The sequence below is a fragment of the Fructilactobacillus frigidiflavus genome (assembly GCF_044054575.1).
In the GTDB taxonomy this organism is placed as follows: Bacteria; Bacillota; Bacilli; order Lactobacillales; family Lactobacillaceae; genus Fructilactobacillus; species Fructilactobacillus frigidiflavus.
Genome location: NZ_CP168716.1, coordinates 1,258,401 through 1,272,910 on the forward strand (window position 1 = coordinate 1,258,401; position 14,510 = coordinate 1,272,910).

Here is a 14,510-nt window from a genome sequence, read left to right on the forward strand (position 1 = left end):
TTTATTGGTACTCAATTCCTGGTCCTGGCGTGGTAACCACAATTTTATCTGAACCGAATTGTTTTTCTAATTCCTTAACTAATTTAGTAGTGTTGGCTTTTTCTACTAATATTTTAACATTTGGACCAGCATCCATTGTAAAATAACAAGCTAATCCATTTTTTCGCAAACTATGAACTAAATTCATGACTTTCAATGAATCAGCATCAAAGTAAGTGAAATCAGGTGATGAGCTCAAAGTTAACGCATGCATTTGCATGGCATTTTCTTCAGCAATTTTTCCCATTTCGTTAAAATCACGATTTTTAATCGCAACTTTGATTTTTTCAAGTGCTTGGACAGAAATCTTTTCCCAAACAGCGTAGTAAGGGGAGGTCTTAACGGAGATTTGCATTCCCTTGGAACTACTCATTTGCTTTTCAGATTGATTAACCATGACCGCAACTACGTTAATTGGCCAATCAACGTGTTCTTCAATTGGAATTGCATACGATGTTTCATCGTTAGTTCCTTTTTCCCATTCTACAAAACCACCGTAAATACTTCTAGTTGCAGAACCAGATCCTTGTCGAGCTAACCGCGAAAGGTCTCTTTTACTTAATTCTAACCCAATTGCTTTACTAGCTGCGGCAGCAAGGGCTGCAAAACCAGATGCAGAAGACGCTAATCCAGCAGCAGTGGGAACCTTATTAATTGTAGAAACTTCTGCATAGACATTGATATGAGCTAAATCTCTTACCAAATCAAGAAATTTAACAATTCGTTGAGCTTTTTCTTTTGGTAATTGCTCTCCATTGAAAATAATTTTATCTTCGGTAAGGGCTTCATTAAATAAAACAGATGTATCAGTGTAAAAATCATTTAAAGTTAGTGATAGACTACTGGTCGTAGGTAACTTTAACTTTTGATTTGCTTTACCCCAATATTTAATTAAAGCAATGTTGGTGTGTGCTCGAGCAGTAATTTTAGTTTTAGAAATTGTCATTAATTTGCCTCACTAGTTAATTTCATTTAAGGATTGAATCCAAGCTGACTTAGCCCCATTTTTTAGTAATTGGGTTTTAATCATTTGGGCTTGCTTGCTACTATTAGAAATTGCAATAATACAACCACCCATACCACTTCCAGTTAATTTGGCACCTAAAGCGCCATTTGCTTTAGCGACAGAAATTAAATGATCAATTTCTGGAGAACTAACCCCTAAATTAGCTAAAATTGTTTGGGCTTGATTCATTATTTGACCAGTTTTTTTGATTACATTCTTATTTAAAGTGATTTTCGCTTGTTCTGTTAAATCACCTAATTGATTAATTTCTTGTTTAACAATTTCTGGATTATGATTTAACTGCTTTCGTACCTGATCAACCGCGGTTTTAGTGTTACTAGAAACCCCAGTATCGGCAATGATGATATAGCCCGTTGTGTTAAAGGAAATTTTTATAAACTTCGAATTTTCAAATAAGATTGGTTGATCAGAAATTACCGTTTTAGCATCAATTCCACTTGGATTTCCGTGCGTAATTGACTCCTCCACGTTAATAAACTGATCTAAGGCTTGACTGTCTAATGATCGTTTAAAGTAGGCAAAGTAAGCTCGAGTAATTGCAGCTGAAATTGCAGCTGACGATCCCATTCCACGACCAAGGGGAATCTCACTAATAATTTGAATGTCAAAATTAAGCTGTTGATTATTTAGAGCTTGATTTAAGCGATCAATTAACTTAGCGAGTCCCAACATTGTGACGGGCAATTTCGATAGCGGACCATTAAAGTATTGACTATCAATTCTAGATTCATCAGAATGATTGGGTTTGATAATCGCTGTAACTTCAATTTGGGGAAGGGGAAGCACAATCGCTGGTTTTTGGTAAACAGCACTGTGTTCACCTAAAAAAATGACTTTTGCATGACTCTTTCCGGTTGCTTCTTTATTCATTTAATAATCGCTCACTTTCTTAACTGTTATATTTTATCATATTTGCTGATATAACCAATCATTCAGAGTGATTTGATATTATCGATTTAAAGGATTTTGTAGTAGAATTAGAGTAGCTTATAAGAACGAGAGTAGGGAGATTAATGGATCAAAATACGACATATGCAGTTGTTGATATGGAAACTACCGGAACCAGTATCAAACAAGGGGCACATATTATACAATTTAGCGTAAGATTTGTGAAAAATCATCAAGTAGTTGACGCCTATTCAACCTACATTAATGATAGAGTCGAAATCTCAGATGAAATTTCAAAGCTAACTGGAATTACTAGCGAGACAATTAAAAATGCACCAACCTTTGACCAAGTAGCAGCAACTATCTACAAAAAATTAAAAAACACTGTGTTTGTGGCGCATAATGTTAATTTTGACTTTCCTTTTTTGAATACCTTCTTAGAAAAAGTTGGTTTTCCAGAATTAGAAATCCCGGCTATTGATACGGTTAGTTTAACGCAAATTTTCTTTCCAGCTTTAAATAGTTATCGCTTAAGTGATTTAAGTAGCCACTTTAAAATTACGCATAAACATCCGCATTCATCTGCTAGTGACGCAGCGGCAACCGCAGTCTTACTCCTTAAAATTACGGACAAAATTAAAACAATTCCGCAAACCACTTTAAAAAGTATTTTAGAGCTTAATCTCGATTTACCCCAGGATACTAATGACTTCATTAAATCATTGTATCAAAGTGGAAATAGTAAGTCCCATTCTTTACCAAAAGATTTAATCAATGTAGAAGGCGTGGTACTTAAAAAGCCTAAAACTCAAAACCCAACTGATCATCTAAAAATCCCTCAATTTCCCACAACTAAAAATAAAAAGTTAAAACTCTTAGAACCAAATTATAGTTGGCGAGAATCACAGAGTAAAATGATGAATCTTATCTATCGTAATTTTAATGATAGTAAGAAGAAACCTACTAATTTGTTAATTGAAGCACCTACCGGAAGTGGTAAAACATTAGGCTATTTAATTCCAATGGCTTACTTATGTCGTAAGGGCAAATCGGTGGTAATTAGTACCGCCACAATCGCTTTGCAAAATCAATTACAAAAAACCGTGAACCAGGTCCTAAATCAGCAACTGGGGTTTGGATTTAGTTCTGTCATTTTGAAAGGTAAAAGTCATTATTTGGATTTAAACCGATTTTTATTAAGTCTAATCATCGATGATGGGAATAAACAATCACAATTTATTAAAGCAAAAATTTTAGTTTGGTTAACTGAAACTGAAACTGGGGACTTAGACGAATTAGGATTACCTAAAAAAGCTATGATAACCAATCAAATTAATTATCAAGCTGGTTTTTCTGATGATAATCTTGATTTAGGCAGTTATGATTTCCTTAATCGCCAGACCGAAAAACTGAAAAATGCTGATTTAGTAATTACCAACCATAATTATTTATATCAAAACGCTCGTAAAATTAATGAAACCTTAAACCAGAAGCCATATTTAGTAATCGATGAAGCAGCTAAGCTTTCCGAAGTTGCCTATAATGCTCAACAAAATCATTTATGGCTCGGTACCATTAAACAAAATAGTGGACGAGTCAGAAATGATGTTTTTCAAACGCATGCTGAAAATTTAAATGATATTTTTGCAAATGATCATCATTTACTTTCTGAAACAGCAAAAATTATCAAACTAGTTGATCAAATTGCAGAAATTAATAGCTACTTAAATAATCAATTTGCTAAAAGTTTTATGAAACGGCTCAAGGCTCAAGAATTTGTAAAGGGCTTACGTCGTGATAAACTACAAGATTTTATCAATTTAAATCGTTTACAATTTTTGAAAATAAGTCAGTTAAATCATGACTTAACTTTGATTTTAAAAAACTTTAATTTTCAAATTTCAAATAATTCTGAACGTTGGATGCCATCAGATTATGAATCGTTTTTAAAATTCAATGAACATTTGAACCAAATCATTGAATTTATTAACCAATTGACACAGATTATTACTGATTTTTCAATTGATGAATTGGCAGATGTAATTTTGATGAAATATGGCAGTGATCATGATCCAAATAACGTTACTTTGGAAAGTTTTCAACTAAATTCTACAAATACCTTGAGTAAAGATATTTATAAATACTTTCAACCAACTATTTTTACTGGCGCGGTCTTATTCACTTCAAAAAAATCTCAATTTATCTATGACCAACTCGATTTAAACCGGAATAATACCAGGATGAAGCGACTTAAATCGGATTTTGATTATGATAATCAAACCCAATTACTCATCTCAACGCAAACCCCAATGCCCGAAGATGTGCATAACGATGCGTACGTGCAATACTTGGCTGACTCGGTTCTTGATATATACAATAGTTACCCAGTTCCAACCCTTGTATTGTTCAATTCCCTTAAATTAATCGAAGCCGTTTACCAAAACATTTGTTCACGGGAAAAGCATCCTTACGTTTTGGGATCAGGAATCTCAGGTAGTCAAGATAAAATCATTAGAAAATTTCAAGAAACTAAGAACCCAATTATTCTAGGGGCAAAGGGATTTTGGGAAGGGGTTGATTTTCCTGATAACTATTTAAAATCAGTTATTATTCCCAGACTTCCATTTGCTGCCCCAAATAATCCACTCACAAAAGCACGAACGACCTATTTAAGAAAAGAAAAAAAGAATCCATTTACTAGTTACGCTTTACCACAAACAATTATGGATTTAAAACAAGGAATGGGTCGTTTGCTACGTAACAAAAATGATTACGGTACCATCACCATTTTGGATAATCGCTTACTAACCCAGAGGTATGGTGACCAAATTATGCGTTCATTTAATGATAATCTCAATGTTTTCCAGGGAGACCTTGAAGAATTATCAACCAAAAATAGAGCATTTTTTAATGCAAAAAAAAGATGATAATTTGCTATAATTAAATTATTACAGCAAATTAAAAGAGGTTATTTATGCGAGAAAAAAGATTATTACGTATGCGATTATTACGGTATTCAAAGTTATTACTGGCATTAGTCATTGTTCTTACTTTAACGGGGCTAACGGTACTTCATATTGCCCAACGTCCATTTCAAAAAAAACAAGCAATCACCATTGATTTAGTGGAGAAGTATGCTAAATTTCACGATGTCTCAAATTTCAGTAAAAATAACGTTGGAACCATCTATTATTCAGTCGCGGGAAAAAATAAAGCTAATCAAGCATCATTTGCGGTTGTTAACAAAAGTATGAAACACATCAAAATTTTTAAACAATCAGATGGCATTAGTCAAACTCGTGCAGAAATGATTGCCAAAGATAATAATAAACAAAGGCTGACAAATGTAGGCTTAATTTTAGTTAAGAATAAGCCTGCTTGGCTGGTCTCTTTAAAAAATGAAGATGGCAGTTATAAGTACGTTACCATTAATTTTAAAAATGGTAACGTACTTAAGTCATGGCATGTATAAGGTGGACTAACTATGGATAGTAGTTTAATTAAATACTTAGAATATGGGTCGGTTAATATTTCAGGTGTGCTTTTGACTAATCTAAAACAATTTGGTTTAACAGCAACTGAAACAGTTATATTAATTGAACTATTTTACTTGAAAGAACAGGGAAATCCGTTCCCTGAACCACAATTAATTGCTGATGCAACGGGATTTGAAACTAGTCTTGTTTTTGATACCATTCATCAATTGGTCTCAAAGCAATTCATTGCAATCGTTGATGGTAGCAAAACCGCAACTGAATATAGTTTTAAACCTCTTCATCAGAAAATAAATCAAATCTTACAGCAACAACCTACTACTAAAGTTGAAGTAGATGATAATCAGAAGGAGTCACACCAAGAAACTTTAACAAAGCGCCAAACGCTATTTAATGATTTTACCCAGGAATTTGGACGTCCTCTATCGCCAATTGAACTAGAAACGATTAATAGCTGGTTAACGGTTGATAAATATTCAACTAAAATTGTTAAATTAGCACTTCGAGAAGCTGTTTTAAAGCAAGTTTATAGTTTAAAATACATTGACCGTATTTTAATTGCTTGGAAAAAACAAAATATCACGACGGCTGCTCAAGTTGAGGCTCAACATGCTAATTATGAACAACAAAAAAATGGATCAAATCAGCAACCAGCAGAATTACCTAAAATCCCAATTTTTAAAATTAAAAAGCAATAGTACATGGATGGTAAAATTGTCATTCATGTTTTTTTAATTTTAACTATGATTTAATATGATAGAATATAACTAAAAACATTAAGGAAAAGTAAAATTTATGGATTATAGTTTATGGAAACAGTTCCCAACTTTAGAAAATAAATTAAAAACAACGCAAAAAATCATGATTAATCAAATCAACATTGATAATCGAAAGTTTAAAAAGGGGATTGATAATTTAATTAATGGTAATGGGAAAATGCTTCGGGCAGCTTTACTATTATTATTTAGTGAATTTGGACCTAATCATGATGAATTGTTGTTTGAAAAGGCTGCAGCTTCAATCGAAATAATTCATTTAGCATCATTAGTTCATGATGATGTCATTGATGAATCAGACTTACGTCGTACTGCCAAAACCCTAAATCAACAATTTGGGCAACATGAAGCAATTTACCTAGGTGATTATCTATTCACTCAATATTTTAAATTATTAATTGAATATGCACCTGATAAAAAGAATTTGAATTTTAATATTGAGTTAATTCAATCGATCTTAGATGGTGAATTACATCAAAGTCTATCTAAAAACAATTTAAAAAGATCAGAAAGTGATTATTTTAAAGCCATCAACGGAAAAACTTCAGCTTTATTTATTAATAGTGCTGCTGAAGGGGCAATCTTAGGTGGTGCTGATGAATCAATTATTAAATTAGCAGAAAAAATTGGATCTAAGTTAGGTGATGCTTTTCAAATTAGAGATGACTTACTTGATTTTAATCCAACCTACACGACTGGTAAGCCAAAATTAGAAGACGTTACAGAGGGAATTTATACACTTCCTATCATTTATACTTTGCAAACTAGTTATAAAAAAGAATTACGTACGCTACTAAAAAAAGACCAGCTAGGTTCAGCTGATCTTCAAAAGATTCAAAATATTATTGAATTGAGTGGGGGCTTAGAAAAAGCTCATAAGACCCTGGTTAAGACTCTCAATGAATGTACCCAATTAATTAACAACTTACCTGATGGTCATGCAAAACTAACGTTAAACATGATTGTTGCAAAATTATTTGAATAGTTAATCTTGAACAACTCCTTGATCCATAGCATATAGCTTACGGTAACGGGGGTTGTTTTTATATAGCTCGGTTGGAATTCCTTGCATTTTAATTGATCCGTTCTCTAAGAAAATAACTTGATTCATATTTGATAATCCTTGAAGATGATGGGTTACCCAAATAACTGTTTTATCCTTTAAGACCCGATCTAGCGTATTAATTAAATCATTTTCGGTAATTGGATCAAGCCCAACTGTGGGTTCGTCAAGTAGCACAATTGGATTATTTTGCAATAAAATTCTAGCCAATGCTAATCGTTGGCGTTGTCCACCAGAAAAACGAACTCCACTTTCGCGAACGTTAGTGTCATATCCATCCGGTAAAGATTGAATATAATCAGCTAGTCCGACATCTTTTAATGCTTGCTTAACCGCTTCATCACTGGCATCTTCATTTCCAATACGAACGTTATTTAAAACAGAGGTATTAAATAGAAAGGGACGCTGATCTAAAACGCTAAACCATTTAGCCTGATTTTTCTGTAATCTCAAAACATTAATGCCATCAATGGTTACTGATCCATCAGTTGGAACTAAAGCACCTAATAATAATTGAAGAAGGGTCGTTTTTCCCACGCCACTTGGCCCAATAATTGCCAATTTTTGGCCTTTTTTTACTTCTAAAGAAACATTTTTAATTAAACTAATTGATTCGCCAGGATAATTAAAAGTTACATCATTCATTTTAATTTCTTTAAAGGTAGCTGGATTAGCCTTAGATTGATTTGGATGAAGCTTAACTTCGTCATTCGATAGTTTATTTAATCTGACAACTGATTCCTTATACATTGGCCATTCTTCCATGGCTTGACTGACAGGGATAAAGGCGTCCATCAAGGGAAAGACCCCTAATACAAATGCTGCTGCATAATTAGCCATTGCCTGTGAAGTAGTGAAAAACCAGTTTGACCAAACCAGTGTACCAATTAAAATAATTGCAAACATTATTTTAACCAGTAAATCACGATTCCATTCATATTTATGAGTTTTGAAATTGGATTGAGCTAACTTAGCATCATTTTGTGTAACGCGTTTTAAGAAGCCATTTTTTCTTCCAGAAATCATCCAATCACCAATCCCAAAGGTTGCATCGGTTAATTCACTGTATGATTCATGAACCAATGATTTTTCGTACTCCTTAGCAGCTCCTCTCATGGCAACCGAAGCCAAGGGAATAAACAGTAAGATAATTGCAAAACAAGCTAACATAAAAAGGGCGTAAGGCCAGCTAACAATTCCCAAACAGATAACTACAATGGTTCCAGTAATATAAGCGACGATGGTCGGAAAAATCGTTCTTAAATATAGATTTTCCAAATGATCAATATCCTCAGCTAAAATACTGAGCAAATCCCCAGTTTGAAATTTACTAGTTAAAAACATAGCACTAGTTTCAAGGGTAACGTATAACCGCTTTCTTAATAAGGACGTAACTTTCAATACCCAATTATGACTATTAATTCGTTCTAAATATTTAAATAGTGGTCTTCCAATCCCAAATGCTCGAGTTAAAAGAACGGGTACATAAACAATTAAAATATTATAGGGATGAGTGGCTGACCGACTAATTAGATATCCGGCCACAAACATTAATCCAATGGCACAGAAAAAGGTTAGTACTCCTAAGAAAAATACTAGAACTAAAAGTTTTTTATATCTAGCTAGATAGGGCTTAATCCACGTATCATTTTTAAAGATTTTACGCATTTTGATCTGCACCTCGAATCTCATCAATTAATTCTCTATAGATTCCATTTTTATTCATTAATTCGGTAGGTGTTCCTTGTTCCACTAACTTACCATCATCCATCACCAAAATATAATCCATATTTTGCATCCAATGAAGACGATGAGTTGCAAATACGACTAAATGATTTTTAAAAATGGGCAACATTGTTTGTTTAAGCTCATATTCCGTTTCAATATCTAAATGAGCAGTTGGTTCATCTAATAATAAAATTTCTCGATTACTATCTAACAAGGTCCGAGCAAGTGCAATTCGTTGAGCTTGACCACCACTAATTCCACGACCACTCTCACCAATTTTGGTAGCAAAACCATCTTTTAATTGACTAATAAAATCAATTAGTCCGGCTTTTTCTGCGGCACTTTTAATTTGTTGGGCACTTGCTTGGGGTTGATAAAAAGCAATATTTTCAGCAATTGTACCAGTGAAAATATACGGATCTTGGGGAATATAACTAATGTGTTTTTGCCATTCGATTTGGGCTAAACTATCGACTTTTTCACCGTCCACATTAAATGGTAATTGATTGGCATTGGATGGTTCAAGCCAACCGCCTAACATATTTAAAAGGGTTGACTTACCGGAACCAGAACGTCCAACAATCCCAATTTTTTGATACCCTTTAATTTCAAAATTAATCTTTTTTAGAGCTGGACTAGTTTTATCGTAAAGAAAGTTTAAATCGGTAACCTTTAATTCGCTATTTTGCTTCCAACCAGTAAAATTAGTTAATTTTATTTTACTAGAAGGGGATTTGATTTTTAATATCTCAAAAATATTAGTTAACGCGTTTTTACCGTCTAAAGTAGCATGGTAATCATCACCAAAATCTCTAACTGGTAAAAAATAATCGGGAGCTAAAACTAAAATGGTTAAAGCAGGTAATAATAAAATTTTACCGTCAATTAAGGCAACTCCTAAAAAGACCGCTACAATTGCAATTGAAATGGTAGTGAAAAAATCAAGAGCAAAAGTTGAAAGTAAAGCAACTTTTAAGACACTCATGGTACTCTTCCGATAATTTTCACTAACCCGATAAAGGTTATCAGCATACTTATCACTTAAGCCAAAAAGTTTTAAAGTTTTTAATCCCCGCATCGTATCTACGAAATTATTTGACATATCTTTAAAACCTTTGTACTGACGGGCTGATTTTGCTTGCGCAGCTAGGCCTAAGATAATCATAAAAATAATAATGATGGGAAAAACTAAAAAGAGGGTAATTCCAGAAATGAAATCAATCATAAAAATTGCAATTAATAAAACAACTGGAATGATTGACATATTAACGGTTTTTAGAATAATTAAATTAAAATAATTTTCAATTTTATCTGTTCCCTCAAGTGCCAAAGTAATTAAATGACCTGATCCGATTTGACTAATCATCCGAGGACCAAGCTCAAATTCTTTAGTAAGCAATTGAGTTTTAATTTCACCAGTAGCTTTCGTTGCAAAATGATCAGTTAATTGATTTTCAATTCTGGTGATCAAATAGCGAACCACAAAGGCTATAAAAAAATACAGCATTGGCAAGAGCAATGCTGTAATTTTTTTTAAGCTCCATGTATTAACGACTGCTACTGATAAGAAGTAAGCCTCTAATATAATTGCTAAAGATTGGATAACTGCCAAACAACTAAGTTTAGTAATTAACTTTTTGACACCGGGAATAGACATGAGTTGTTTATCAAACATATCAATTCTCCAATCTTAACTAATATCCTTCACCATTTTCCAATTCTTTTTTGAATTCTTTAAGTGAAATTCGGTGCCATTGTGATGCATAACTCCAAATAAAGTAGGCAAGCATAATTGGTAAAAGAATTACCAACACAATTGTCATTATCACTAAAGTATATGGTGAAGAAGAAACATTTTTAATTAACAAACTATGGGCAGGATTATCCGCAATTAAAACATATGGGAATAATCCAGTGAAGATTAACATTACGATTAATGCAAATAATGATGAACTAGCCATAATTGCTTGAACTTCTTTATCAGTTGCACATGCAATTTGTCCCCAAATCGTTACTGCAACAATTAAAACTAAGAAAACTAAAGTTGCTACAAGATGACGTTCGTAAAAATTAGTTTGGAAGTACAAAGCAATTACGATTAATACTTCAACAGGATAAGCAATCCAATATAAATTATCAGCTAAACGGGAAGCATGATAACGGAGTAAACCTTCTGTACGAAGCGCAATGTAATTTAATCCCTGATAAAGTGATACAGCAGTAATACAAAGTCCACCAAGTATTGAAAGGGGATTAACCACGTTGTAAAAACTTACGAAAACATTTCCACCAGCATCAATTGGTAATGGTTGAATCATATCGGTAAATAGCATTCCTAGTAAAAAGGGAATAAACAAACATGAAATAAAGTTAACCCATAACCAGCCACGTTTACCTTTATCGGTTAAAGCAGCATCTGCAAATTCAAAGGAAACTCCTCTAAAAATTAACGCAATTAAAACAAAGAATAAGAGAAGGTAGAATCCTGAAAATAAACTTGCATACCAACCAGGTAGGGAAGCAAACATTGCTCCACCAGCAGTAACTAAGAAAACTTCATTACCATCCCAATGTGGTCCAATGGTTCTAAGCAATAATTTTCGTTCGGTGTAGTTAGATGCTAGAAATCTAGTAGCCATTCCAACCCCAAAATCCGCACCATCAAGAACTAAGAAGAGAATGAAAAGTAAACCAATTACGGCATACCATAATAATTGTAAGAAACTCATTTTTCAAATGCCCCCTTAGAAAATGGATCTTCAAGATCGTAATTTGTCTTATCACCTAAACCTTCAGGTCCTTCAAATAAGAAGTGTTTTGCATACATAATCATGAAGAAACCTAAGGTAGTAAATAACAAGAAGTAAACAATGTTAGTAAATAATACTGAAGTTGCAGAAGTGGAAGGTGAAACAGCTGCTGCAATTGGAAGTAATCCGTAAACAACCCATGGATCACGACCAAGTTCTGTAACTAACCATCCAGATGAATTAATAATGAATGGCCCAAATGTTGCAATTCCAAGAAGTAGGGTAAGCCATTTTTGTTTTAAAATTGTATCTTTTTTCTTTCTTGAGAACCAAAGACCTAAAATTGCAAGCCCAGCTAAAGCACCAAATCCAGCTCCCATAATCCGGAAAGCAAAGAATAAAGTATTAACTGGTAGATTGTAATTCATATCTTTACCAAATTTTTTGTTATATTTCTTGTGAAGTTCTTTGTTAGTTTGATCCATTCCAGTTACAGAACCAGAAAGTTTGTGATAAGAAAGAATACTTAACATATAAGGAACTTCAATCTTAAATTCACCTTTATGATCCTTTTCGTTAGTAATTTGGAAAACGGTCCAAGGAGCTGGACTTTCGGTGTTTTTATAAATTCCTTCGGTAGCGGCAAATTTCATTGGTTGTTCTTTAATCAAGTATTGCGTCTGCATATCACCTGAAATAAAACTACCCATACAAGCAAATAATCCGATAATCAAACCAATTCGCATTGATTTTCTAAAGAACTTAGGCGACTTGTTTCTAAATAACATAATTGCAGATAATCCTGCAACGATGAATGCCCCAGTAATAAATGCTCCAAAGATTACATGGGGGAATTCATACCATAATTGTTGGTTTTTAAGTAAAGCAGAGAAGCTAGTCATTTGAACGTGACCAGTTTCAGTATTAATTTTGTAACCAACTGGATGTTGCATAAAACTGTTAGCAGCAAGAATCCAAAGGGCGGAAATTGATGATCCAATAAATACTAACCAAATCATCAAGGCATGCCAAGCTGGTTTCAATTTATCCCAAGTAAACATCCAAACTCCAATGAAAGTTGATTCCATGAAGAAAGCTAGTAATGCTTCAATTGCAAGGGGAGCCCCAAAAATATCTCCCATAAATCTTGAGTATTCAGACCAGTTCATTCCGAATTGAAATTCTTGAATTAAACCAGTAACGACTCCAACCGCAAAACTAAGTAGGAAAATTCTTCCCCAAAACTTAGTCATGGTTTTGTACATTGGGTCTTTTTTGATTACGTATAAAGTTTCCATAATTGCGACAACTAATGCTAGTCCAATTGACATTGGAACAAAGAAAAAGTGAAAAATAGTTGTCATTGCAAATTGGAAACGAGCTAGTGGTAAAACACTAAGTCCTAGATTTAACATTATCTCTATTCTCCTTAATTAACAATTAGCTTTGAAGAGCGGCTTTTAGGCCAGATAATTCAAAAGCTGAACGTTTAAAAATTGCATGTTTCAAAGGTGGGACGATAATTCCTTTGAGTTTAAGGTGAATTCCTAACAAGTTGATATCAGCAATTCCAGAATAAGGTCCAAGGGAACAAACCGTTCCTAATGAATTATAAACGAACTTAACTGGTTCTTTATGTTGAAGTTTAGCTTCTAAATTTTTAACCGCGTTGGTTGCTTCAACAATTGAGATTTGCCCAGTGGTAGGATACATCCGACCACTTTCTGGATCTTTAACAGCGGAAACATCTCCAATGATGTATTCGTTAGGGAAGTCATTCAAGCTCATATCATCATTAACTGCAACTCGATCACGATGTTGGTCATATCCTGCTTTAGCCATGATTTGATTTCCACGCACCCCAGCAGTCCAAAAAGTAATATTAGCAGGAAGGAAGTTCTTATCATCACCATAAATAACACCGTCAGTTTTAACTTCTGAAACTGTGCTACCCATGATGAATTTAATTCCCTTATTTTCAAGGTATCTTTGGGCATAGTCTGCATATTTTTTGGCAAACATTGGTAAAAATCCTGGGGCAATACAAGTGATTTTCATATCATCTTTAGCAAAACCATATTTTTTAGCCCATTTAGGAACTTGATGTGCTAATTCACCAAGTAACTCAATACTGGTAAATCCACCACCAACAACCACGATTGAAAGTAAAGATTTATCTTTAGTTTCTTGATACTTTTCTAAAGCAGCTAAAATTGTATGATAATCCGCTAAAGCATTGTCAATATTACTAATTTTTAGCGCAAATTTATCCGCTCCTGGAGTTCCAAAAGTTTCTGGTTCAAAACCTAAAGCATTAAATAGATAATCAAAGTGAAGGGAACCATTTTTTTCTAATTCAACTTCATCCTTTTCTCTATTAATATCAATAACCGTATCTTGAACAAATTTAATTTTGTCGCTTACAGCATCACGAATATCCATTTCGATATTTTCTGGAACATTAGTTCCTGCGGCAACCGTGTGTAAAGCAGTTGCGTCATAATGGTATGAATCTTTATTAACTAAAGTAACGTTTAAATCTAATTTACTTTTAGCTAAAACTTTACATGCACGCATACCAGCATAACCGGCACCTAATACAAGTACATCAGTCATACGCATTCGCCTCCTAATTCTCAAGTGACAAAATGTCACTTTATTTAATTACTACAACATTAATTGTACTACAAATATTGTAATATACCCATCCTTATTTGTAGTAAAATAAGAATATTAAAAGGGGGA

Annotated in this window: 11 protein-coding genes; 4 read left to right on the top strand and 7 right to left on the bottom strand. The window is 33.5% G+C overall.

What is annotated here, in order from left to right:
• Position 1 precedes the first annotated feature (1 nt).
• Positions 2-985, bottom strand: coding sequence for a diphosphomevalonate decarboxylase (mvaD, locus tag ACEPSS_RS06340; RefSeq protein ID WP_395318416.1), 984 nt, complete (start codon positions 983-985; stop codon positions 2-4).
• A 12-nt stretch (positions 986-997) separates the two neighbouring features.
• Entirely contained in the window at positions 998-1,936 is a 939-nt protein-coding gene (mvk, locus tag ACEPSS_RS06345; protein ID WP_395318418.1) for a mevalonate kinase, read from the bottom strand.
• Positions 1,937-2,079: 143 nt separating this feature from the next.
• Between mvk and ACEPSS_RS06350 the strand changes: the two genes are divergently transcribed.
• From ACEPSS_RS06350 to ACEPSS_RS06365, 4 genes are all read left to right on the top strand, one after another.
• A complete protein-coding gene (locus ACEPSS_RS06350; protein ID WP_395318421.1) occupies positions 2,080-4,881 on the top strand; it encodes a helicase C-terminal domain-containing protein in 2,802 nt (933 codons plus the stop codon).
• Between the two features lie 47 nt (positions 4,882-4,928).
• Complete coding sequence (locus ACEPSS_RS06355) at positions 4,929-5,426, top strand: hypothetical protein (protein ID WP_395318423.1); 498 nt, start codon at positions 4,929-4,931, stop codon at positions 5,424-5,426.
• Positions 5,427-5,438: 12 nt separating this feature from the next.
• Positions 5,439-6,146 (top strand): DnaD domain-containing protein, encoded by a 708-nt coding sequence (locus tag ACEPSS_RS06360; RefSeq protein ID WP_395318425.1) that lies wholly within the window; start codon positions 5,439-5,441, stop codon positions 6,144-6,146.
• Positions 6,147-6,243: 97 nt separating this feature from the next.
• Positions 6,244-7,209, top strand: a complete 966-nt coding sequence (locus ACEPSS_RS06365) for a polyprenyl synthetase family protein (RefSeq protein WP_395318426.1) — start codon at positions 6,244-6,246, stop codon at positions 7,207-7,209.
• Here the strand turns inward: ACEPSS_RS06365 and cydC are convergent, their stop codons facing one another.
• From cydC to ACEPSS_RS06390, 5 genes are read right to left on the bottom strand one after another with little or no spacing between them, the layout of a single operon-like run.
• Positions 7,210-8,955 carry a thiol reductant ABC exporter subunit CydC gene (gene cydC / locus ACEPSS_RS06370; RefSeq protein ID WP_395318428.1) on the bottom strand — a complete coding sequence of 582 codons (1,746 nt, stop codon included), beginning with the start codon at positions 8,953-8,955 and terminating at the stop codon, positions 7,210-7,212.
• The gene (gene cydD, locus ACEPSS_RS06375) at positions 8,948-10,690 is read right to left on the bottom strand and encodes a thiol reductant ABC exporter subunit CydD (RefSeq protein ID WP_395318430.1); all 1,743 of its coding nucleotides are present in this window, start codon (positions 10,688-10,690) and stop codon (positions 8,948-8,950) included. Before cydD ends, cydC begins: the two co-directional genes overlap by 8 nt.
• A gap of 19 nt (positions 10,691-10,709) precedes the next feature.
• Positions 10,710-11,744, bottom strand: a complete 1,035-nt coding sequence (gene cydB / locus ACEPSS_RS06380) for a cytochrome d ubiquinol oxidase subunit II (protein WP_395318432.1) — start codon at positions 11,742-11,744, stop codon at positions 10,710-10,712.
• A complete protein-coding gene (locus tag ACEPSS_RS06385) occupies positions 11,741-13,180 on the bottom strand; it encodes a cytochrome ubiquinol oxidase subunit I (protein ID WP_395318434.1) in 1,440 nt (479 codons plus the stop codon). Before ACEPSS_RS06385 ends, cydB begins: the two co-directional genes overlap by 4 nt.
• 25 nt (positions 13,181-13,205) lie before the next feature.
• Entirely contained in the window at positions 13,206-14,381 is a 1,176-nt protein-coding gene (locus ACEPSS_RS06390; RefSeq protein WP_395318436.1) for an NAD(P)/FAD-dependent oxidoreductase, read from the bottom strand.
• Positions 14,382-14,510 lie beyond the last annotated feature (129 nt).